Here is a 22,828-nt window from a genome sequence, read left to right as displayed (position 1 = left end):
AAATGATAATCCAAAGCTTTGTTCGAAAAGACCCGTTCAGCGGGTTTTTTAATTTGCGGTTTTTTCTTTAAAGCTGTGTTAGAGCATCATGCTGACAGGGGAGAAGGGCGAAGTCTCCTGCGGAGAAGCGGTGCACGGACGTTTTAGCGTCTAACGGGAACTCCCCGGCAGATGGGGTTAACAGAGTGATTATAAAAGCATCGTACTTCCAGGGCTTCCTGGATATACGCATGATCAGCACACTATAAAATAAATGAATGCTGGGAGGGAAGGACAAAAGTCCTGAAGGTATGGAGAAAAATTGGTATGTTGTTCACACGTATTCCGGTTATGAGAATAAAGTAAAAGCAAATCTCGAAAAACGTGTTGAATCAATGGCAATGCAAGACAAGATTTTTAGAGTCGTTGTTCCTGAAGAAGAAGAAACAGATATTAAGAATGGCAAAAAGAAAGTTTTGAAGAAAAAGGTATTCCCGGGCTATGTCCTCGTAGAAATTGTAATGACAGATGATTCCTGGTATGTTGTCCGGAATACGCCGGGTGTAACCGGCTTTGTCGGCTCTGCAGGCTCCGGTTCAAAACCGACGGCCCTGCTTCCTGAAGAGGTAGAAGTAATTCTGAAACGCATGGGCATGGACGAACGCCGTGTAGAAATTGATTTCGAACTGAAAGAAACAGTAAAAGTTATTGAAGGTCCATTTGCGAACTTCACCGGAATGATCGAGGACATTGATCAAGATAAGCAAAAAGTGAAGGTTCTCGTCAACATGTTTGGACGGGAAACCCCTGTTGAACTGGAGTTCTCACAGGTCGATAAATTATAATCAGAAAATAACTTGAAATGGATTGGGAAAAGTGATAATATTTCATAAGTCAGTGTGTCTCACTCAAAGTGGGGCAGATAACTTGATTTTCCCTAATCATTCACATAAAGAATGAGGTTATGAGTGGGAGGGCAAGGCCCTATTACCACATCACGGACTTAAGGAGGTGTGTCTCGTGGCTAAAAAAGTAATTAAAATGGTTAAATTGCAAATTCCTGCCGGCAAAGCAAATCCGGCTCCTCCAGTAGGTCCTGCATTGGGTCAGGCTGGTGTGAATATCATGGGATTCTGTAAGGAATTTAACGCACGCACAGCTGAACAAGCTGGGTTGATTATCCCGGTTGAAATCACTGTTTTTGAAGATCGTTCCTTCACTTTTATTACAAAAACTCCGCCTGCTGCTGTATTGCTTAAGAAAGCAGCTGGAATTGAGTCTGGTTCTGGTGAACCAAACCGTAATAAAGTGGCAACAGTTAAGCGTGACAAAGTACGTGAAATCGCTGAAACAAAAATGCCTGACTTAAACGCAGCAAGCGTTGAAGCGGCTATGTTGATGGTTGAAGGTACTGCACGCAGCATGGGAATTGTGATCGAAGACTAATTGATGATTTTTGAGGGTTGCGGGTTTGGATTCACAAGTTCGCAGCCTTTATTCTCGTTTACAGATTTGTGACCTGGATGGATCAGGCTTTAAAATGCCCCATCCGAACGCACTGTCCGGACATCCGGCCAGCTGCGCTTTTACCTGTGGGAGGTTATTTCCGCTAAAACCACATAAGGAGGAAAATGAAAATGGCTAAAAAAGGCAAGAAGTATACAGAAGCTGCAAAGCTTGTAGACCGTTCGAAAACGTACCCTGTAACAGAAGCTGTTGATTTGGTTAAGAAAACAAACACGGCGAAATTTGACGCAACAGTAGAGGTTGCTTTCCGTCTTGGAGTAGACCCTCGTAAAAATGACCAGCAAATCCGTGGAGCAGTTGTGCTTCCAAACGGAACTGGTAAAACTCAAAAAGTTTTGGTTTTCGCTAAAGGCGAAAAAGCGAAAGAAGCAGAAGCTGCAGGAGCAGATTATGTTGGAGATTCCGAGTTCATCACGAAAATCCAGCAAGGCTGGTTTGACTTTGATGTAATCGTTGCGACTCCTGACATGATGGGTGAAGTTGGTAAGCTTGGCCGCGTATTGGGACCAAAAGGACTTATGCCGAACCCGAAAACAGGAACTGTAACATTTGAAGTTGAAAGAGCTGTTAATGAAATCAAAGCTGGTAAAGTGGAATACCGCGTTGACAAAGCCGGTATCATCCATGTTCCAATCGGTAAGGTTTCTTTCGAAGACAGCAAGCTTGTTGAAAACTTCACGACAGTTTATGACACCATGATCAAAGCGAAGCCAGCTGCAGCGAAAGGCACTTACATGAAGAGTGTTGCTGTAACGTCCACTATGGGCCCTGGAATCAAAGTTGATTCTTCCAGCTTCTCTGCAAAATAATTGTTGACTTCTTATAGAAGTTCGTATATAATTCACATTGTTGTTTAAAAACGATAACTTAATAAGATAATTATACCGCAGACAGCAGGTGCTGATTTTAGCTTAATTTCCTGCCGAGGTGTGACCATATTGTACAGACTGCATTCTATGCTCATGTATAAACGGCGCCTCCATGTCTAGCATGGGGGCTTTTTCATGCGAACCGAACGGTATAATGACAATCATTCTACAGGAGGTGTAACAATGAGCAGCATTATCGAATCAAAGAAACAAATCGTTGATGAAATCACAGAAAAGTTCCGCGACAGCAAATCTACAATTGTAGTGGACTACCGCGGACTGACTGTAGCACAAGTGACTGAACTTCGTAAATCTCTTCGTGAAGCTGGCGTAGAATTCAAAGTTTACAAAAACACGATGACTCGCCGTGCAGTGGAAAAAGCTGAACTTTCAGGCCTTAACGACGCGCTTACTGGACCGAATGCGATCGCATTCAGCACAGAAGACGTTGTAGCTCCTGCAAAAGTTTTGAACGAATTTGCGAAAAAGAACGAAGCTTTGGAAATCAAAGCTGGTGTCATTGAAGGCAACATTGCATCCGTTGAGGAAATTAAAGCTCTTGCTGAACTTCCTTCCCGCGAAGGCTTGCTTTCTATGTTGCTTAGCGTTCTTCAAGCTCCAATCCGCAACTTTGCTCTTGTCAACAAAGCAGTTGCTGAGCAAAAAGAAGAACAAGGCGCTTAATCCCGTATTTCTATAAAATTTGATTGAAAAATAAGGAGGAAAATATAATGTCTAAAGAACAAATCATTGAAGCTGTCAAAAATATGACAGTTCTAGAACTGAACGATCTTGTTAAAGCTATCGAAGAAGAATTTGGTGTAACTGCTGCTGCTCCTGTAGCTATGATGGGCGGAGCTGGAGCTGGTGAAGCTGCTGCTGAGCAAACTGAATTTGACCTGATCCTTGAATCTGCTGGAGCTCAAAAAATCAAGGTTATCAAAGTGGTTCGTGAAATCACTGGTCTTGGTCTTAAAGAAGCAAAAGAATTGGTTGACAACACTCCAAAAGCAATCAAAGAAGGCATTGCTAAAGAAGAAGCTGAAGAGCTTAAAGCTAAACTTGAAGAAGTTGGCGCTGGCGTAGAAGTTAAGTAATTCCTTTCTATATAAGAAAAAGCCCGCTGTTCAAAGGCGGGCTTTTTTCTACCAAAAGAAAGAACTTCCCTATTAGAGCGCGGGCTAAAATCTTGGCAAGCTGCTTCCCCGAAATGATAGAATATACTCTCAAAGCTCCCATGAGGAGGTAAGACAATGAGCGATCATTACTACTCTGAGAATCCTGCTGTACAAAGCAGCAAGAAGAGCTGGGCATTTGAACTGGCTGGCCATTCCTTTACATTCCGCAGTGATTCAGGTGTGTTTTCAAAAAATGAAGTCGATTTTGGTTCGAGAGTTCTGATTGATGCTTTTGAAATGCCGGAGCCGGCTGGAAGCATCCTTGATATGGGATGCGGCTACGGTCCAATTGGACTGGCGCTTGCGAAAAAGTTTCCAAGCCGCCATGTGGATATGGCGGATATTAATGCAAGAGCGATAGAGCTTGCAAAAGAAAATGCAGCGCTTAATCAAATTTCAAATGTCTCGATTTTTCAAAGTGATTTGTACACGCAAGCCAAAGATCAACGGTATGCCGCGATCGTAACGAATCCTCCGATAAGGGCAGGGAAAAAAGTTGTCCATGAAATTTTGGAAAAAGGCTTTGATCACCTGGTCAGCGGCGGAGAACTTTGGGCTGTGATTCAGAAAAAACAAGGCGCTCCATCTGCTGTCGCTAAATTGGAAGAGCATTTTGAAGAAGTCGGCGTCGTGCAGAAGAAAAAAGGCTACTATATTATTAGAGCTAAAAAAGATTGACTCGTATTTTTGGGCATGTTAATATTATAAAATGCCAATGTTTAAATTTCTGCAAATGTCTAAATTACATAATAAATGTATAAATTTAGCATATGTGGGAAAACTTATAGAATCTGTTCGTTCAAAAAAATGTGGTTTTCTTAACAGAAACCCTTTTTTGTTTTGTTATTTACTTGTAGAAGCATGATTTGCTAGGGTGACTAGTTTGATGCTTTTTACAGATCCAATATGCATGAACTGAGGGGTGAATCAGTTGACAGGTCAACTAGTTCAGTATGGACGGCACCGCCAACGCAGAAGTTATGCACGCATTAGCGAAGTATTAGAATTGCCGAATCTCATTGAGATCCAAACCGCTTCCTATCAGTGGTTTCTTGATGAGGGACTCAGAGAGATGTTTCAGGATATCTCTCCAATTGAGGATTTCACCGGCAACCTCTCGCTAGAGTTTATTGATTACAGCCTTGGTGAGCCAAAGTATTCCGTTGAGGAATCTAAGGAACGCGATGTAACCTTTTCTGCTCCGTTACGCGTGAAAGTCCGTTTGATCAACAAAGAAACAGGCGAAGTGAAAGACCAGGACGTCTTCATGGGGGATTTCCCTCTAATGACCGAAACGGGAACTTTCGTAATTAATGGAGCTGAGCGTGTTATCGTATCTCAGCTGGTTCGTTCGCCGAGTGTATATTTCAGCGGTAAAGTCGACAAGAATGGTAAAAGAGGCTTTACAGCAACAGTCATTCCAAACCGTGGCGCTTGGCTGGAGTACGAAACCGATGCAAAGGATGTAGCATATGTACGGATTGATCGTACTCGGAAACTGCCAGTTACGGTTCTTTTGCGTGCCCTAGGGTTTGGCTCTGATCAAGAAATCGCCGAGCTGTTCGGTGAGAATGAATACTTACGCAACACTCTTGAAAAAGATAACACAGAGACTACGGAAAAAGCGCTCCTTGAAATCTATGAACGCCTTCGTCCGGGAGAACCTCCTACAGTTGATAATGCGAAAAGCCTTTTGGAGTCGCGCTTCTTTGATCCGAAGCGTTATGACCTTGCGAGTGTTGGACGCTATAAAATTAATAAAAAGCTTCATATAAAGAACCGCCTTTTCAATCAGCGCCTTGCAGAATCATTGGCTGACCCTGAAACAGGGGAAATCATCGCTGAAAAGGGTACGATTATTGACCGCAGAACCCTGGACCGCATTATTCCTAACCTTGAGAGCGGAGTGGGATTCAAATCTGTTAACCCCTCAAACGGAGTGGTGACAGACGAAACAACTCTTCAATCTATTAAAATTTACTCTCCAAATGATCCGGAAGGCGAGCACGTGATTAACGTAATCGGAAACGCTTATGTGGAGGAAACGGTCAAGAACATCACTGCGGCAGATATTCTCTCCTCAATCAGCTATTTCTTTAACCTTCTTCATGGAGTAGGCGACACGGATGATATCGATCACCTTGGGAACCGCCGTCTCCGCTCAGTTGGAGAATTGCTGCAGAATCAATTCCGCATCGGGCTGTCCCGTATGGAGCGCGTGGTGCGCGAGCGTATGTCCATTCAGGATACAAATACAATCACACCTCAGCAGCTGATTAATATCCGCCCGGTTATTGCAAGCATTAAAGAGTTCTTTGGAAGCTCTCAGCTTTCTCAGTTTATGGATCAGACGAACCCGCTTGCTGAGCTGACGCATAAACGCCGTCTGTCAGCGCTTGGACCCGGCGGTCTGACTCGTGAGCGTGCCGGCTTCGAAGTGCGTGACGTTCACTATTCCCACTACGGCCGTATGTGTCCTATTGAAACGCCTGAGGGACCAAACATTGGTTTGATCAACTCCTTGTCCAGCTACGCAAAGGTAAACCGCTTCGGATTCATTGAAACGCCTTACCGCCGTGTAGATCCGGATACAGGAAAAGTGACGGCCCGCATTGATTATCTGACAGCTGACGAAGAGGATAACTATGTAGTGGCGCAGGCAAATGCCCGCCTTGGTGATGACGGTACATTCCTAGACGACGGAATCGTTGCGCGTTTCCGTGGTGAAAACACGGTTGTAGCACGTGACCGCGTCGATTATATGGATGTATCTCCTAAGCAGGTAGTATCTGCTGCAACAGCATGTATTCCTTTCCTTGAAAACGATGACTCCAACCGTGCCCTGATGGGAGCGAACATGCAGCGTCAGGCTGTTCCATTGATGCAGCCGGAAGCACCTGTTGTCGGGACGGGTATGGAATACGTTTCAGGTAAAGATTCAGGTGCCGCTGTTATCTGTAAGCACCCAGGGATCGTTGAAAAAGTAGAAGCGAAGAACGTTTATGTCCGCCGCTATGATGAAGTGGACGGCAATAAAGTAAAGGGCAACCTTGATAAATACAGCATGCTGAAGTTTATCCGTTCCAATCAGGGGACTTGCTACAACCAGCGTCCGATCGTAAGTGAAGGCGATGAAGTAGTAAAAGGGGAAATTCTTGCTGACGGACCTTCTATGGAAAAAGGCGAACTGGCTCTTGGCCGCAATGTTATGGTTGCGTTCATGACATGGGATGGCTATAACTATGAAGATGCCATCATCATGAGCGAACGTCTTGTGAAAGACGATGTTTACACTTCTATTCACATTGAAGAATATGAGTCCGAAGCACGTGATACGAAGCTTGGACCTGAAGAAATCACAAGAGATATTCCAAACGTTGGGGAAGACGCACTCCGTAACCTTGATGAACGCGGAATCATCCGTGTCGGTGCAGAAGTGAAAGATGGCGACTTGCTTGTCGGTAAAGTAACACCTAAAGGTGTAACAGAGCTGACTGCTGAAGAACGGCTTCTTCACGCCATCTTTGGTGAGAAAGCACGTGAGGTTCGTGATACTTCCCTTAGAGTGCCGCACGGCGGAGGCGGAATCATCCTTGATGTGAAAGTCTTCAACCGTGAAGATGGAGACGAACTGCCACCTGGAGTTAACCAGCTCGTACGTGCTTATATCGTTCAGAAGCGTAAAATCTCTGAAGGAGATAAAATGGCCGGACGACACGGTAACAAAGGGGTTATCTCCCGTATCCTTCCGGAAGAAGATATGCCGTATCTTCCAGATGGCACACCGGTAGATATCATGCTTAACCCACTGGGTGTACCATCCCGTATGAACATCGGGCAAGTACTCGAGCTTCACCTCGGTATGGCCGCACGCTACCTGGGCATTCATGTGGCATCACCGGTATTCGATGGAGCGCGCGAGGAAGATGTGTGGTCTACGCTTGAAGAAGCCGGAATGGCAAGAGACGCAAAAACAGTCCTGTATGACGGACGTTCAGGCGAGCCGTTTGATAACCGGGTATCCGTTGGGATCATGTATATGATCAAACTGGCTCACATGGTTGATGACAAGCTTCATGCCCGTTCTACCGGACCTTACTCACTCGTTACACAGCAGCCTCTCGGAGGTAAAGCGCAATTCGGCGGACAGCGTTTCGGAGAGATGGAGGTTTGGGCGCTTGAAGCTTATGGAGCCGCCTATACACTTCAGGAGATCCTGACGGTTAAGTCGGATGACGTCGTAGGACGTGTGAAAACGTATGAAGCCATCGTCAAAGGTGAAAACGTTCCGGAACCGGGAGTTCCTGAGTCCTTCAAAGTATTGATTAAAGAACTTCAAAGCTTGGGTATGGATGTTAAAATTCTTTCCGGCGATGAAAAAGAAATTGAAATGAGAGATCTTGAAGACGATGAAGATCCTCAAGCCTCTGAAAGCCTGTCTCTCGGAGAAGAAATGGAAGAAGAAGCAGCTGTCGCGACTGAAAAAGAGAAGGACGCTGTTACGAAAGAATAGATTATGGAATGGCTGCAAAGCAGCAGGCGCGCAAAACACCTGCAGCCTTAGGGTTCAGAACCGGGCTTTAGCGTCCGGTCTCTACCTGTGAGGCGGATGCTGAAGCCTTTAGTTTTTAATGTAACTCTCCAGGATATAAGGGTATAACCTGAAGATGAAAAGGGAGGTAGGCCCCTTGCTAGATGTTAATAATTTTGAGTATATGAACATCGGACTTGCATCACCTGATAAGATTCGTTCATGGTCTTTCGGTGAAGTGAAAAAGCCGGAGACAATCAACTACCGGACACTTAAGCCTGAAAAAGACGGTTTGTTCTGCGAGCGTATTTTCGGCCCTCAAAAGGACTGGGAGTGCCATTGCGGTAAATACAAACGTGTCCGCTATAAAGGTGTAGTCTGTGACCGCTGCGGAGTTGAAGTAACACGCGCCAAGGTTCGCCGTGAGCGCATGGGACATATTGAGCTGGCAGCTCCTGTATCCCACATATGGTATTTTAAAGGAATTCCGAGCCGTATGGGTCTTGTACTGGACATGTCTCCCCGTGCTCTTGAAGAAGTAATCTACTTTGCTTCTTATGTAGTAACGGATACGGGTGACACTCCTCTTGAAAAGAAACAGCTTCTTTCTGAGAAAGAGTACCGCGCCTACCGTGATAAATACGGCAGCACGTTCCAGGCTTCCATGGGAGCTGAGGCCATCAAAAAGCTTCTTATGGATATTGACCCGGATCGGGATGTAGAGCAGCTGAAGGAAGACTTAAAAACTGCACAAGGCCAGCGCCGTACACGTGCAATCAAACGTCTGGAAGTTTTGGAAGCGTTCCGCGGATCCGGAAACAACCCTTCCTGGATGATTCTTGATGTCCTTCCTGTTATTCCTCCTGAACTGCGTCCGATGGTACAGCTTGACGGCGGACGTTTTGCTACGTCTGACCTGAATGACCTTTACCGCCGGGTAATCAACCGGAACAACCGGCTGAAGCGCCTGCTTGACCTTGGGGCTCCAAGCATTATCGTTCAAAATGAAAAACGCATGCTGCAGGAAGCTGTAGATGCTTTAATTGACAATGGAAGAAGAGGCCGTCCGGTAACAGGTCCGGGTAACCGTCCGCTCAAATCGCTTTCCCACATGCTTAAAGGGAAGCAAGGGCGTTTCCGCCAGAACTTGCTTGGTAAGCGTGTTGATTACTCAGGCCGTTCCGTAATCGTTGTCGGACCGAATCTGAAAATGTATCAGTGCGGACTTCCAAAAGAGATGGCACTTGAACTGTTTAAGCCTTTTGTTATGAAAGAGCTTGTTGAAAAAGGTCTTGCCCACAACATCAAAAGTGCTAAGCGCAAAATCGAGCGCGTTCAGCCTGAAGTCTGGGATGTACTTGAATCCGTTATTAAGGAGCACCCTGTTCTATTGAACCGTGCACCAACGCTTCACAGATTGGGGATTCAGGCATTCGAACCGACTCTTGTTGAAGGCCGTGCCATCCGTCTTCACCCGCTCGTATGTACAGCATACAACGCTGACTTTGACGGTGACCAAATGGCTGTCCACGTACCGCTTTCAGCTGAAGCTCAGGCAGAAGCCCGCATCCTTATGCTGGCAGCCCAGAACATCTTGAACCCTAAAGATGGTAAACCGGTTGTAACGCCGTCCCAGGATATGGTTCTCGGTAACTATTACCTGACGATGGAGCGCGAAGATGCAGTCGGAGAAGGGATGATCTTCAGAGATACAAACGAGGCTCTTATTGCTTACCAGAATGGATACGTCCATTTGCATTCCCGTATTGCAGTAGCTGCATCATCTCTTAGCAATCAAACGTTCACAGAAGAGCAGGAAAAACAGCTTCTTCTGACGACTGTAGGGAAATTGATCTTCAATGAAATCCTTCCAGGCTCATTCCCTTATATGAATGAACCGAGCAAGGGGAATATTGAAGAGAAAACGCCTGAAAAGTATTTTGTTGATTCTACCGTTGATGTAAAAGAATACATTTCCAAGCAGGAATTGGTGCCCCCATTTAAAAAAGGCATCCTTGGAAGCATCATCGCTGAGATCTTTAAAAAGTTCCAGATTACTGAAACGTCCAGGATGCTTGACCGTCTAAAGGATTTGGGATTCAGATATTCTACAAAAGCCGGTATTACGGTTGGTGTGGCGGATATCGTCGTATTGCGTGAGAAGGAAGAAATTCTGACTGAAGCGCAAGCGAAGGTAGATAACGTTCTTAAGCAGTTCCGACGCGGTCTGATTACAGAAGAAGAGCGCTATGAGCGCGTGATTTCGATCTGGAGTGCTGCGAAGGATACCATTCAAGGCAAATTGATGAAAACCCTGGATACGCGCAACCCGATCTTCATGATGAGTGACTCGGGAGCCCGTGGTAACGCATCTAACTTTACACAGCTTGCCGGAATGCGCGGATTGATGGCTAACCCGGCTGGACGAATCATCGAACTTCCGATCAAGTCCAGTTTCCGTGAAGGCTTAACGGTATTGGAATACTTTATTTCCACCCATGGTGCGCGTAAAGGTCTTGCCGATACCGCCCTTAAAACTGCCGATTCAGGCTACCTGACACGCCGCCTTGTTGATGTTGCCCAGGATGTTATCATCCGTGATGACGACTGCGGTACAGACCGCGGACTTCTTGCAGAATCAATCAAAGAAGGTACAGAGGTCATTGAAAAACTTGAAGAACGTCTTATCGGACGCTATGCACGCAGAAACATTCACCACCCTGAAACAGAAGCTCTTCTTGTTGAGGAAAATGAACTGATTACGGAAGATATTGCTCTGCAGATTGTAGAATCAGGAATTGAGCAAGTATGGATCCGTTCTGCATTTACGTGCAACACACGCCATGGTGTGTGTAAACGATGCTACGGCCGCAACCTTGCGACCGGGTCTGACGTTGAGGTCGGTGAGGCTGTCGGAATCATCGCTGCCCAATCCATCGGTGAGCCTGGAACACAGCTTACTATGCGTACGTTCCATACCGGAGGAGTTGCGGGGGATGACATCACTCAAGGTCTTCCTCGTATCCAGGAGCTGTTCGAAGCCCGTAACCCTAAAGGTCAGGCTACGATTTCTGAAATTGACGGTGTCGTAACCGAAGTAAATGAAATCAGGGAAAAACAGCAGGAGATTGTCGTTCAGGGAGACGTTGAATCCCGTACGTACACTGCTCCATACAATGCCCGTCTGAAAGTTGCAGAGGGTGATAAAGTGAAACGCGGCCAGGAGCTTACTGAAGGTTCAATCGATCCGAAAGAACTTCTGAAAGTAAAAGATACTCAGGCTGTGCAGGAATACCTCCTTCGTGAAGTGCAGAAAGTATACCGTATGCAAGGGGTAGAAATCGGCGATAAGCACGTAGAGGTTATGGTCCGCCAAATGCTCCGCAAAATCCGGGTGATTGATGCCGGAGATACGGATGTGTTGCCTGGAACACTGTTGGATATTCATCAGTTTACAGATGCAAACAAGCGGGTTCTCATTGAAGGGAAGCGTCCTGCTACAGGCCGTCCAATCCTTCTTGGAATTACGAAAGCATCACTTGAAACAGATTCCTTCCTGTCTGCCGCATCCTTCCAGGAAACAACTCGTGTCCTGACAGATGCAGCAATCAAAGGAAAACGTGACGAGCTTCTCGGACTAAAAGAGAATGTAATCATCGGTAAATTGGTTCCTGCCGGTACAGGTATGAACCGCTACCGTAAAGTACAGCCAATCTCACAAGTTCAATCGAGCCAGGACACGGTTACTGTAGATTAATATGAGAGATGGATGCCGGCAGATGTTTCTTCTGAAACTCTGTTGACATCCATCTCTTCCAATGTTAAGCTATTCAAGGTGCTCGATTCTACCTGTTGCTTTGGAGGATATACTTCAATGTCTTATGAAAAAGTATCACAGGCAGCAACTATTATTGTTGGTACAAAGCAAACGCTGAAGGCACTACAGCAAGGTTCCGTAAAGGAGCTCATCATTGCAGAGGACGCTGATCCCAGGATTACATCTGCCGTTGCTCAGATGGCGAGGGAAAAACAGGTTCCTGTCATGCTGGTTGACTCTATGAAAAAGCTTGGAAAAGCTTGCGGAATTGAAGTTGGGGCCGCAGCAGTAGCCATTACCTAATAAAAGCAAACGTGTTTTTACCTGATTAATCAAGTAAAGACTTTGTTTTTGCCCAAATATGAACCACCTGGATGTGTGGGTTTAGAAATTGAGAAGGGAGGAAAAAACATGCCTACTATTAATCAACTAGTTCGCAAGGGACGTATCAGCAAGATTGAAAAATCCAAGTCTCCTGCATTGAACAAAGGGTACAACAGCTTCAAAAAAGAGCACACGAACGTATCATCACCACAAAAACGCGGTGTCTGCACACGTGTGGGTACAATGACTCCGAAGAAGCCGAACTCCGCGCTTCGTAAATATGCCCGTGTACGCTTGACCAACCAAATCGAGGTTACAGCTTACATTCCTGGTATCGGACATAACCTTCAAGAGCACAGTGTCGTACTAATCCGCGGCGGACGTGTAAAGGATTTACCGGGAGTACGTTATCACATCGTTCGCGGTGCGCTTGATACTGCTGGTGTTGACGGCCGTATGCAAGGACGTTCCAAATACGGAACAAAACGCCCGAAAGCTGCAAAAAAATAATTCAACTAAAAATAGAATCATTTCGTGAAAGGAGGAAAAAACATGCCTCGTAAAGGTCCTGTTACAAAAAGAGACGTATTGCCTGATCCGCTTTACAATTCCAAACTTATCACTCGTTTGGTAAACCGCATTATGGTTGACGGTAAAAGAGGAAAAGCACAAACCATTCTTTACTCTGCACTTGATTCAATCAAGGAACGCAGCGGAAAAGAGCCAATGGAAGTGTTCGAACAAGCGCTTAAAAACATCATGCCAGTTCTAGAAGTAAAAGCTCGCCGTGTAGGTGGAGCAAACTACCAAGTACCAGTAGAGGTGCGTCCTGACCGCCGTACTACACTTGGACTTCGCTGGTTAGTGCATTACGCTCGTCTTCGCGGTGAAAAAACCATGGAAGAGCGTTTGGCTAATGAGATTCTTGACGCAGCCAACAACACTGGTGCTGCTGTTAAGAAACGCGAAGATACACACAAAATGGCAGAAGCGAACAAAGCATTCGCTCACTACCGCTGGTAAGATCGAAACAAAAAACCCACTAATCCTCTTTATAGGAAGGAGAAGTTACCAAGATGGCAAGAGAGTTCTCCTTAGAAAACACTCGTAATATCGGGATCATGGCTCACATCGACGCTGGTAAAACGACGACTACAGAACGGATTTTGTTCTACACTGGACGTATCCACAAAATTGGTGAAACTCATGAAGGAGCTTCACAAATGGACTGGATGGAACAGGAGCAGGAACGCGGAATCACGATTACATCTGCAGCTACAACTGCATCATGGAAAGGTTACCGTGTAAACATTATCGATACACCGGGACACGTAGACTTCACTGTTGAGGTTGAACGTTCCCTGCGTGTACTTGATGGTGCCGTAGCTGTTCTTGATGCACAATCCGGAGTTGAGCCTCAAACTGAAACAGTTTGGCGCCAGGCTACAACATACGGCGTGCCTCGTGTCGTATTCGTTAACAAAATGGATAAAATCGGTGCGGATTTCCTTTACTCCGTAAAAACGATGCATGAGCGCCTTCAGGCCAATGCGCATCCAATCCAGCTTCCAATCGGTGCTGAGGATCAATTCGAGGGAATTATCGATCTAGTAGAAAACGTAGCATATTTCTACGAAGATGACTTAGGAACACGTTCCGAAGCAAAAGAAATTCCTGAAGAGTATCAAGAACTTGCTGAAGAATGGCGCAGCAAATTGATCGAAGCCGTAGCAGAACTTGATGAAGAATTAATGATGAAATATCTTGACGGTGAAGAGCTTACGATTGATGAAATCAAAGCAGCTATCCGAAAAGGTACTTGTGACGTTGAATTCTACCCAGTTCTTTGCGGATCTGCTTTCAAAAACAAAGGTGTACAATTGATGCTGGATGCGGTACTTGATTACCTGCCTGCACCAACTGATGTACCTGCCATCAAAGGAATTCTTCCGGATTCTGAAGAGGAAGTACTTCGTAAATCCGGTGACGATGAGCCGTTCTCTGCTCTGGCGTTTAAAGTTATGACAGATCCATACGTTGGGAAGCTTACTTTCTTCCGTGTGTACTCTGGAGTGCTTAACTCTGGTTCTTACGTGCAAAACTCCACGAAAGGCAAGCGTGAGCGTGTAGGACGTATCCTGCAGATGCATGCTAACTCCCGTGAAGAAATTGCTACTGTATACTCCGGGGATATCGCAGCTGCAGTAGGATTGAAAGATACGACAACTGGTGATACTCTGTGTGATGAAAAGAGCCTTGTAATCTTGGAATCCATGGAATTCCCAGAGCCGGTTATCTCCCTGTCAGTAGAGCCAAAGTCAAAAGCTGACCAGGACAAAATGTCTACAGCACTGACTAAGCTTTCTGAAGAGGATCCAACTTTCCGCGCTCATACTGATCCTGAGACTGGACAAACCATTATCTCTGGTATGGGTGAGCTTCATCTTGATATCATCGTTGACCGTATGCGTCGCGAGTTCAAAGTAGAAGCAAATGTTGGTGCTCCGCAGGTTGCATACCGTGAGACTTTCCGCGGTTCAGCTAAAGTCGAAGGTAAGTTTGCCCGCCAATCCGGTGGACGCGGACAATTCGGACACGTTTGGATCGAATTTGAACCAAACGAAGAAGGTAAAGGGTTCGAATTCCAAAACAAGATCGTCGGTGGAGTTGTTCCTCGTGAATACGTACCAGCTGTTCAAGCCGGTCTAGAGGATTCAATGAAAAACGGTGTCCTTGCAGGATATCAGTTAATCGACGTTAAAGCAGCACTTGTGGATGGATCTTACCATGATGTCGACTCCAGTGAGATGGCATTTAAAGTAGCGGCATCCCTTGCTCTGAAAAACGCTGTTTCCAAGTGCAACCCGGTAATCCTTGAGCCTGTTATGAAGGTTGAAGTGGTCGTTCCGGACGAGTACATGGGAGACATCATGGGTGATGTAACTTCCCGCCGTGGACGCGTTGAAGGTATGGAAGCACGCGGTAACGCTCAAGTTGTCCGTGCAATGGTTCCTCTTTCCGAAATGTTTGGCTATGCAACTGCGTTGCGTTCCAATACACAAGGACGCGGAACATTCACTATGCACTTCGACCACTACGAAGAGGTTCCAAAATCCATTTCAGAAGAAATCATCAAAAAAAATAAAGGTGAGTAATTGATTTTACCCTTTTATTCAAGTATAACTACTTATGTAAGCTCAGAAGGCGGGTCCTGCCTGCTTTCTGAATCAATATAACTAACTCAATTTTCTAAGGAGGCATTTCGAATGGGTAAAGAAAAATTCGACCGTTCCAAAACACATGCCAATATCGGTACAATTGGACACGTTGACCACGGTAAAACAACTCTAACAGCTGCAATCACTACTGTACTTGCTAAACGCAGCGGTAAAGGTGCAGCGATGGCATATGATATGATCGATGCTGCTCCAGAAGAGCGCGAGCGCGGAATCACAATCTCAACTGCACACGTTGAGTACGAAACTGATACACGCCACTATGCACACGTTGACTGCCCGGGACATGCTGACTATGTTAAAAACATGATCACTGGTGCTGCTCAAATGGACGGCGGAATCCTAGTAGTATCTGCTGCTGACGGCCCAATGCCTCAAACTCGTGAGCACATCCTTCTTTCTCGTCAAGTAGGTGTACCTTACCTTGTTGTATTCATGAACAAATGTGACATGGTTGATGACGAAGAATTGCTAGAACTAGTTGAAATGGAAGTTCGTGACCTTCTTTCTGAGTACGATTTCCCTGGCGACGACATTCCAGTAATCAAAGGTTCTGCTCTTAAAGCTCTTGAAGGAGAAGCTGAGTGGGAAGAGAAAATCGTTGAACTGATGAACGCAGTTGACGAATACATCCCAACTCCTGAGCGTGATATCGAAAAACCATTCATGATGCCTGTTGAGGATGTATTCTCAATCACTGGCCGTGGAACTGTTGCAACTGGACGTGTTGAGCGTGGACAAGTTAAAGTCGGTGACGTTATCGAAATCATCGGTCTTGCTGAAGAGCCAAAATCAACAACTGTTACAGGTGTTGAAATGTTCCGTAAACTTCTTGACTATGCTGAAGCTGGAGACAACATCGGCGCACTTCTTCGTGGAGTAGCTCGTGAAGATATCCAACGTGGACAAGTTCTTGCTAAGCCAGGAACAATCACTCCACACACAAAGTTCAAAGCAGAAGTTTATGTACTTTCTAAAGAAGAGGGTGGACGTCACACTCCATTCTTCACTAACTACCGTCCTCAGTTCTACTTCCGTACAACTGATGTAACTGGTATCTGCAACCTTCCTGAAGGTGTAGAAATGGTTATGCCTGGAGACAACATCGAAATGACTGTTGAACTAATCGCTCCAATCGCAATCGAAGAAGGTACTAAGTTCTCTATCCGTGAGGGTGGACGTACTGTAGGTGCCGGAGTAGTTGCTACAATCACTGAGTAATTGCTTACTAAAAACGAGCGAGAAATCGCTCGTTTTTTTTATGCTCTTCTATTTATATGCTAATTCATTAAGAACAATTGGTTAGTTTAAAGCAGCCCTTGTTTTTTTGCCTAAAAAAAGTTATAATATTTGAGGTGCGTAAAAGACGAAGAAATTTATATTTCTTCTTGCAACTGACGCTCATTTTTTATATAATAGTGAATGTTGGTCTTTGACTGCGATGATGTGAGAGGTTGCTGACACACCCGGCCGCTTTGCCATGGCGAGTGTGTGAGGGAAATTCTCACTGAGAACTGTCTATAATAAGTAGGCGAAAAGGAGGGAAAATAATGGCAAAACAAAAAATTCGTATTCGTTTGAAAGCATATGATCACAGGATTCTTGATCAATCTGCCGAAAAAATCGTAGAAACAGCGAAACGTTCAGGTGCTAACGTATCTGGTCCGATCCCGCTACCGACTGAAAAGTCTATCTACACAATTCTTCGTGCGGTGCATAAGTACAAAGACTCTCGTGAGCAATTCGAGATGCGTACGCACAAACGTCTAATCGACATCATTAACCCAACACCACAAACTGTTGATGCGTTAATGCGTTTGGATTTACCATCCGGTGTCGATATCGAAATCAAACTTTAATGTTCAATATTATATAGAAGAAAAAAATAGGAGGTGTGACGAATGACCAAAGGAATCTTAGGTAGAAAAATCGGTATGACGCAGGTGTTTGCTGAAAACGGCGATTTAATCCCGGTAACAGTTGTAGAGGCTGCTCCAAACGTAGTTCTTCAAGTGAAAACGGCTGAAATCGACGGTTACGAAGCAGTTCAGGTTGGTTTTGATGACAAACGTGAAAAGCTTGTAAACAGACCGGCAAAAGGTCACGTTGCAAAAGCAAATACTGCGCCTAAGCGCTTCATTAAGGAATTTCGTGGAGTAAGCGCAGCAGACTACGAAGTTGGTCAGGAAGTCAAAGTTGAATTATTCACTGCTGGAGACACAGTAGATGTAACAGGTATTTCAAAAGGTAAAGGGTTCCAAGGTGCCATTAAACGCCACGGACAGTCCCGCGGACCAATGTCCCACGGTTCACGCTACCATCGCCGCCCGGGTTCAATGGGTCCTGTTGCTCCAAACCGTGTATTCAAGAACAAACTTCTCCCTGGACGTATGGGTGGAGAGCGCGTTACAGTACAAAACCTTGAGATCGTTAAAGTGGATGCAGAACGCAATCTTCTTTTGATCAAAGGTAACGTACCGGGTCCAAGAAAATCTTTAGTTACTGTAAAAGCTGCAGTAAAATCCAAATAACTTTTCCGGGAAAGGAGGAAATGGATCATGCCAAAAGTTACTATGTTAAACCAAAGCGGAAATAACGCTGGTGAAATCGAACTGAATGATTCGATCTTCGGTATCGAGCCAAACCAAGCTGTTCTTTTCGAAGCGGTTATCATGCAAAGAGCTTCCTTAAGACAAGGAAATGCTAAAGTAAAAAATCGTTCTGAAGTTCGTGGCGGAGGACGCAAACCTTGGCGCCAAAAAGGAACAGGACGTGCCCGTCAAGGGTCTATCCGTTCACCGCAATGGCGCGGAGGAGGAGTAGTTTTCGGACCGACACCTCGTTCTTACGCTTACAAACTACCTAAAAAAGTGCGCCGTTTGGCTATCAAATCTGCTTTGTCATCTAAAGTACAGGACAGCAATTTTGTTGTTCTTGAAGATCTGACACTGGATGCTGTAAAAACAAGAGAAATGGTTAACATTCTTAAAGCTATTTCTGTTGAGAAAAAAGCATTGATTGTTACTGCTGATGTTAACGAGAAAGTCGATCTTTCTACACGTAACATCCAGGGAATCACTGTTGTTGCAGCTGACAGCATCAACGTTCTTGATGTACTGAATCATGAAAAGCTTGTGATGACGAAAGCTGCGGTGCAAAAAGTAGAGGAGGTGCTTGCATAATGAAAGATCCTCGTGATATTATTAAGCGCCCCGTGATCACTGAAAATTCTACTGACATTATGGCTGACAGAAAATACACGTTTGAAGTAGACGTAAGAGCTAATAAAACGGAAGTTAAAGATGCTGTAGAAGCAATTTTCGGTGTGAAAGTAGCGAAAGTCAACGTTATGAATTACAAAGGTAAATTCAGACGTGTTGGCCGTTACAGCGGACTTACAAATCGCAGAAGAAAAGCTATCATTACATTGACTGCTGACTCTAAAGAAATCGAACTTTTTGAAGTTTAATACTATATAAGTGAAGGAGGGAAATTGAGATGGCGATTAAAAAATACAAACCGACCTCCAACGGTCGACGTGGTATGACAGTATCTGATTTTGCAGAGATCACTACTGATAAGCCGGAAAAATCCTTGCTTGCTCCGTTAAGCAAAAAAGCTGGACGCAACAACCAAGGTAAAATCACGGTTCGTCATCATGGCGGTGGCCATAAGCGCCAATATCGTATTATTGATTTCAAACGCGACAAAGATGGTATACCAGGCCGCGTTGCTACAATCGAGTATGATCCAAACCGCTCTGCAAACATTGCATTGATTCACTATGCAGATGGAGAAAAGAGATACATTCTTGCTCCTAAAAACATTAAAGTTGGAATGGAAATCATGTCCGGCACAGAAGCTGACATTAAAGTGGGTAACGCTCTTCCACTTCAAAACATTCCAGTTGGTACAGTGGTACACAACATCGAGCTTAAGCCTGGAAAAGGCGGACAGCTTGTACGTTCTGCAGGAACATCTGCACAGGTCCTTGGTAAAGAAGGCAAATACGTACTTGTCCGTTTGAATTCCGGTGAGGTTCGCATGATTCTTGCTACTTGCCGTGCTACAATCGGCCAGGTCGGCAACGAGCAGCACGAACTGATCAACATTGGTAAAGCAGGACGTTCACGCTGGTTAGGCAAACGCCCAACAGTCCGCGGATCTGTAATGAACCCTAACGATCACCCTCACGGTGGTGGTGAAGGACGTTCACCAATTGGACGTAAATCACCTATGTCTCCTTGGGGCAAACCGACTCTTGGAGCTAAAACACGTAAAAAGAGCAGCAAATCCGATAAGTTTATCGTACGTCGTCGTAAAAAATAACGGGGTTGAACTACGGTTCGACCGAACCGTAGCGCAATCACGAAGGGAGGTACTCGCATGGGTCGCAGCTTGAAAAAAGGACCTTTCGTGGATGATCACTTGATGGTTAAAGTGGAAAAATTGAATGAAACTGAAAAGAAACAAGTTATTAAAACTTGGTCTCGCCGTTCTACAATCTTCCCTCAATTCATTGGTCACACGATCGCAGTCTATGATGGACGCAAACACGTTCCTGTTTATGTAACGGAAGACATGGTTGGCCACAAGTTAGGTGAATTCGCACCTTCTCGTACTTACAAAGGCCACGGTAACGACGATAAAAAAACAAGACGCTAATGAGAGGAGGCATTTAAATGCAAGCTAAAGCTGTCGCTAGAACAGTTCGTATTGCTCCTCGTAAAGCACGTTTGGTAATGGACTTAATTCGAGGAAAGCAAGTCGGTGAAGCAGTTGCAATCCTTCGTCACACTCCGAAGGCAGCTTCTCCGGTTATTGAAAAAGTATTAAACTCTGCAGTTGCTAACGCTGAGCACAACTATGAAATGGACATTAACAGCCTTGTCATTTCACAGGCATTCGTTGACGAAGGACCGACTTTGAAAAGATTCCGTCCGCGTGCAATGGGCCGTGCAAGTGCGATTAACAAACGTACGAGTCATATCACTATTATCGTATCAGAAAAGAAGGAGGGATAAGCTGTGGGTCAAAAGGTAAATCCAGTCGGTCTCCGTGTCGGTGTGATTCGTGATTGGGAATCAAAATGGTACGCAGGCAAAGACTACGCTGATCTTTTACACGAAGATATCAAAGTTCGTGAATACATCAACAAACGCCTGAATGATGCATCTGTTTCCAAAGTGGAAATTGAGCGTGCTGCTAACCGCATTAACGTAACAGTCCACACTGCTAAGCCAGGAATGGTTATCGGTAAAGGTGGTACTGAAGTTGAAGCGCTTCGTAAAGCTCTTAACTCACTCACTGGTAAACGCGTGCACATCAACATCCTTGAAATTAAAAGAGCAGATCTTGATGCTAAACTTGTAGCTGATAACATCGCTCGTCAGCTGGAAAACCGTATTTCTTTCCGCCGTGCTCAAAAGCAGGCACTTCAACGCACAATGCGCGCTGGTGCACAAGGAATTAAAACAATGGTTTCAGGCCGTCTTGGCGGAGCTGACATCGCTCGCTCTGAGCATTATAGTGAAGGAACTGTTCCACTTCACACACTTCGCGCTGACATCGATTACGGTACAGCAGAAGCAGACACTACTTACGGTAAACTAGGTGTCAAAGTATGGATCTATCGTGGAGAAGTTCTTCCTGTTAAGAAGAAATCTGAGGAAGGAGGAAAATAATATGTTATTGCCTAAACGTGTTAAGTATCGCAGAGAGCATCGCGGAAAAATGCGCGGCCGTGCAAAAGGCGGTGCGGAAGTACACTTTGGTGAATACGGCATTCAAGCTTTGGAAGCATCTTGGATCACAAACCGTCAAATCGAGGCAGCTCGTATCGCGATGACTCGTTACATGAAACGTGGCGGTAAAGTATGGATCAAAATTTTCCCTTCCAAACCTTATACTGCTAAGCCTCTAGAAGTCCGAATGGGTTCCGGTAAAGGTGCTCCTGAGGGATGGGTCGCTGTAGTTAAACCAGGTAAAGTATTGTTTGAGATTGCAGGTGTACCTGAAGAAGTTGCTCGTGAAGCATTGCGTCTTGCATCTCACAAACTGCCGATTAAAACAAAATTCGTGAGACGCGAGGAAATTGGTGGTGAATCAAATGAAAGCTAATGATATCCGTGATTTAACCACTGCCGAAATCGAACAAAAAGTAAAATCCCTTAAAGAAGAGCTTTTCAACCTTCGTTTCCAGCTTGCTACCGGCCAGCTTGAAAACACTGCTCGCATCCGTGAAGTACGTAAAGCAATCGCTCGTATGAAAACTGTAATCCGCGAGAGAGAGATCGCTTCTAATAATCGATAAACCCGAGAGGAGGTTTGCAAAATGAGTGAACGCAACCAGCGTAAGGTATACACTGGCCGTGTTGTATCCGACAAAATGGATAAAACCATCACTGTTCTAGTTGAAACTTACAAAACTCATTCTCTATACGGCAAACGAGTAAAGTACTCTAAGAAGTTCAAAGCGCATGACGAAGAAAACCAAGCTAAAATTGGCGATATCGTAAGAATCATGGAAACTCGTCCGCAATCTGCGACAAAACGTTTCCGTCTTGTAGAAATCGTTGAAGAAGCTGTTATTATCTAATAAATGTTCGGATAGTGAATTCCGAAGGGAGGTAACGTGAATGATTCAACAAGAATCTCGCTTAAAAGTTGCTGACAACTCTGGAGCACGTGAAGTACTAACAATTAAAGTCCTTGGCGGATCCGGACGTAAAACAGCTAACATTGGTGATGTAATCGTGTGTACGGTTAAACAAGCAACACCAGGAGGCGTTGTTAAAAAAGGAGACGTAGTTAAGGCTGTTATCGTTCGTACAAAGAGCGGTGCACGCCGTACTGACGGTTCTTACATTCGTTTCGATGAAAATGCTTGTGTAATCATCCGTGATGACAAAAGCCCGCGCGGAACGCGTATTTTCGGACCAGTTGCTCGTGAGCTGCGTGAAAACAGCTTTATGAAGATTGTTTCCCTGGCTCCAGAAGTTCTTTAATTAAAATTTATTGCCTTACTAAGGAGGTGCGGACAAGATGCATGTTAAAAAAGGTGATAATGTAATGGTTATCTCTGGTAAGGATAAAGGCAAGCAAGGTAAAGTGCTTGAAGCTTACCCTAAGAAAGACCGTGTGCTGGTTGAAGGTGTGAATGTTGTAAAAAAACACTCTAAACCAACACAAACAAACACTCAAGGCGGAATCGTCAGCCAAGAGTCGCCAATCCATGTATCCAACGTAATGCTGATTGACCCTAAAAGCGGAGAACCAACTCGTGTAGGTTCTAAAATGGTTGACGGCAAAAGAATACGTGTTGCAAAAAAATCTGGTGAATCTCTAGATAAATAGTAACTAAGGAA

At 45.0% G+C, this 22,828-nt stretch carries 26 protein-coding genes and 1 other annotated feature; all 26 genes read left to right on the top strand.

Annotated elements, in window-relative coordinates; translation table 11 throughout:
- Positions 1 to 290: 290 nt before the first annotated feature.
- Complete coding sequence (nusG, locus tag ACQCV8_RS17760; protein WP_426846726.1) at positions 291 to 824, top strand: transcription termination/antitermination protein NusG; 534 nt, start codon at positions 291 to 293, stop codon at positions 822 to 824.
- 175 nt (positions 825 to 999) lie between these two features.
- Entirely contained in the window at positions 1,000 to 1,425 is a 426-nt protein-coding gene (gene rplK, locus ACQCV8_RS17755; protein ID WP_035406751.1) for a 50S ribosomal protein L11, read from the top strand.
- 191 nt (positions 1,426 to 1,616) lie between these two features.
- Entirely contained in the window at positions 1,617 to 2,315 is a 699-nt protein-coding gene (rplA, locus tag ACQCV8_RS17750; protein ID WP_426846723.1) for a 50S ribosomal protein L1, read from the top strand.
- Between the two features lie 57 nt (positions 2,316 to 2,372).
- Positions 2,373 to 2,519, top strand: a sequence feature (ribosomal protein L10 leader region).
- 39 nt (positions 2,520 to 2,558) lie between these two features.
- Positions 2,559 to 3,059 carry a 50S ribosomal protein L10 gene (gene rplJ / locus ACQCV8_RS17745; RefSeq protein WP_426846721.1) on the top strand — a complete coding sequence of 167 codons (501 nt, stop codon included), beginning with the start codon at positions 2,559 to 2,561 and terminating at the stop codon, positions 3,057 to 3,059.
- 47 nt (positions 3,060 to 3,106) lie between these two features.
- On the top strand, positions 3,107 to 3,472 hold the full coding sequence (gene rplL, locus ACQCV8_RS17740) for a 50S ribosomal protein L7/L12 (protein ID WP_426846719.1): 366 nt from the start codon (positions 3,107 to 3,109) through the stop codon (positions 3,470 to 3,472).
- 156 nt (positions 3,473 to 3,628) lie between these two features.
- On the top strand, positions 3,629 to 4,231 hold the full coding sequence (locus ACQCV8_RS17735) for a class I SAM-dependent methyltransferase (RefSeq protein ID WP_426846717.1): 603 nt from the start codon (positions 3,629 to 3,631) through the stop codon (positions 4,229 to 4,231).
- A 253-nt stretch (positions 4,232 to 4,484) separates the two neighbouring features.
- On the top strand, positions 4,485 to 8,066 hold the full coding sequence (gene rpoB / locus ACQCV8_RS17730; RefSeq protein ID WP_426846716.1) for a DNA-directed RNA polymerase subunit beta: 3,582 nt from the start codon (positions 4,485 to 4,487) through the stop codon (positions 8,064 to 8,066).
- Between the two features lie 175 nt (positions 8,067 to 8,241).
- A complete protein-coding gene (gene rpoC, locus ACQCV8_RS17725) occupies positions 8,242 to 11,841 on the top strand; it encodes a DNA-directed RNA polymerase subunit beta' (RefSeq protein ID WP_426846714.1) in 3,600 nt (1,199 codons plus the stop codon).
- A 117-nt stretch (positions 11,842 to 11,958) separates the two neighbouring features.
- Entirely contained in the window at positions 11,959 to 12,204 is a 246-nt protein-coding gene (locus tag ACQCV8_RS17720; RefSeq protein ID WP_426846712.1) for a 50S ribosomal protein L7ae-like protein, read from the top strand.
- 108 nt (positions 12,205 to 12,312) lie between these two features.
- Positions 12,313 to 12,735 carry a 30S ribosomal protein S12 gene (gene rpsL, locus ACQCV8_RS17715; RefSeq protein ID WP_426846710.1) on the top strand — a complete coding sequence of 141 codons (423 nt, stop codon included), beginning with the start codon at positions 12,313 to 12,315 and terminating at the stop codon, positions 12,733 to 12,735.
- 42 nt (positions 12,736 to 12,777) lie between these two features.
- The gene (gene rpsG / locus ACQCV8_RS17710) at positions 12,778 to 13,248 is read left to right on the top strand and encodes a 30S ribosomal protein S7 (RefSeq protein WP_426846708.1); all 471 of its coding nucleotides are present in this window, start codon (positions 12,778 to 12,780) and stop codon (positions 13,246 to 13,248) included.
- 53 nt (positions 13,249 to 13,301) lie between these two features.
- Positions 13,302 to 15,380 carry an elongation factor G gene (gene fusA / locus ACQCV8_RS17705; RefSeq protein WP_426846706.1) on the top strand — a complete coding sequence of 693 codons (2,079 nt, stop codon included), beginning with the start codon at positions 13,302 to 13,304 and terminating at the stop codon, positions 15,378 to 15,380.
- Positions 15,381 to 15,491: 111 nt separating this feature from the next.
- The gene (tuf, locus tag ACQCV8_RS17700; RefSeq protein ID WP_426846704.1) at positions 15,492 to 16,682 is read left to right on the top strand and encodes an elongation factor Tu; all 1,191 of its coding nucleotides are present in this window, start codon (positions 15,492 to 15,494) and stop codon (positions 16,680 to 16,682) included.
- A gap of 329 nt (positions 16,683 to 17,011) precedes the next feature.
- On the top strand, positions 17,012 to 17,320 hold the full coding sequence (gene rpsJ, locus ACQCV8_RS17695; RefSeq protein ID WP_029282834.1) for a 30S ribosomal protein S10: 309 nt from the start codon (positions 17,012 to 17,014) through the stop codon (positions 17,318 to 17,320).
- A gap of 42 nt (positions 17,321 to 17,362) precedes the next feature.
- Positions 17,363 to 17,992, top strand: a complete 630-nt coding sequence (rplC, locus tag ACQCV8_RS17690; protein WP_426846701.1) for a 50S ribosomal protein L3 — start codon at positions 17,363 to 17,365, stop codon at positions 17,990 to 17,992.
- 27 nt (positions 17,993 to 18,019) lie between these two features.
- A complete protein-coding gene (gene rplD / locus ACQCV8_RS17685; RefSeq protein WP_426846699.1) occupies positions 18,020 to 18,643 on the top strand; it encodes a 50S ribosomal protein L4 in 624 nt (207 codons plus the stop codon).
- Positions 18,643 to 18,930 carry a 50S ribosomal protein L23 gene (gene rplW / locus ACQCV8_RS17680; RefSeq protein ID WP_035406795.1) on the top strand — a complete coding sequence of 96 codons (288 nt, stop codon included), beginning with the start codon at positions 18,643 to 18,645 and terminating at the stop codon, positions 18,928 to 18,930. The genes rplD and rplW overlap by 1 nt, the downstream gene beginning before the upstream one ends.
- Positions 18,931 to 18,959: 29 nt before the next feature.
- The gene (gene rplB / locus ACQCV8_RS17675; RefSeq protein WP_426846697.1) at positions 18,960 to 19,790 is read left to right on the top strand and encodes a 50S ribosomal protein L2; all 831 of its coding nucleotides are present in this window, start codon (positions 18,960 to 18,962) and stop codon (positions 19,788 to 19,790) included.
- Between the two features lie 57 nt (positions 19,791 to 19,847).
- On the top strand, positions 19,848 to 20,126 hold the full coding sequence (gene rpsS / locus ACQCV8_RS17670) for a 30S ribosomal protein S19 (RefSeq protein WP_035406800.1): 279 nt from the start codon (positions 19,848 to 19,850) through the stop codon (positions 20,124 to 20,126).
- A gap of 17 nt (positions 20,127 to 20,143) precedes the next feature.
- Positions 20,144 to 20,485, top strand: a complete 342-nt coding sequence (gene rplV / locus ACQCV8_RS17665) for a 50S ribosomal protein L22 (RefSeq protein ID WP_426846695.1) — start codon at positions 20,144 to 20,146, stop codon at positions 20,483 to 20,485.
- Positions 20,486 to 20,488: 3 nt separating this feature from the next.
- The gene (rpsC, locus tag ACQCV8_RS17660; protein ID WP_426846693.1) at positions 20,489 to 21,145 is read left to right on the top strand and encodes a 30S ribosomal protein S3; all 657 of its coding nucleotides are present in this window, start codon (positions 20,489 to 20,491) and stop codon (positions 21,143 to 21,145) included.
- 1 nt (position 21,146) lies between these two features.
- Positions 21,147 to 21,581 (top strand): 50S ribosomal protein L16, encoded by a 435-nt coding sequence (gene rplP, locus ACQCV8_RS17655; protein WP_426846691.1) that lies wholly within the window; start codon positions 21,147 to 21,149, stop codon positions 21,579 to 21,581.
- Positions 21,571 to 21,774 carry a 50S ribosomal protein L29 gene (gene rpmC, locus ACQCV8_RS17650; protein WP_426846689.1) on the top strand — a complete coding sequence of 68 codons (204 nt, stop codon included), beginning with the start codon at positions 21,571 to 21,573 and terminating at the stop codon, positions 21,772 to 21,774. The genes rplP and rpmC overlap by 11 nt, the downstream gene beginning before the upstream one ends.
- A 21-nt stretch (positions 21,775 to 21,795) precedes the next feature.
- The gene (gene rpsQ / locus ACQCV8_RS17645; RefSeq protein WP_035406815.1) at positions 21,796 to 22,059 is read left to right on the top strand and encodes a 30S ribosomal protein S17; all 264 of its coding nucleotides are present in this window, start codon (positions 21,796 to 21,798) and stop codon (positions 22,057 to 22,059) included.
- 40 nt (positions 22,060 to 22,099) lie between these two features.
- On the top strand, positions 22,100 to 22,468 hold the full coding sequence (gene rplN, locus ACQCV8_RS17640) for a 50S ribosomal protein L14 (RefSeq protein WP_426846687.1): 369 nt from the start codon (positions 22,100 to 22,102) through the stop codon (positions 22,466 to 22,468).
- Between the two features lie 37 nt (positions 22,469 to 22,505).
- A complete protein-coding gene (rplX, locus tag ACQCV8_RS17635) occupies positions 22,506 to 22,817 on the top strand; it encodes a 50S ribosomal protein L24 (protein WP_426846685.1) in 312 nt (103 codons plus the stop codon).
- Positions 22,818 to 22,828 lie beyond the last annotated feature (11 nt).

Source organism: Metabacillus sp. 84, from assembly GCF_050107715.1.
GTDB lineage: Bacteria > Bacillota > Bacilli > Bacillales > Bacillaceae > Metabacillus_B.
The sequence above is the reverse complement of the archived record's forward strand: the minus strand, read 5'-3'. Positions and strand labels throughout refer to the sequence as shown.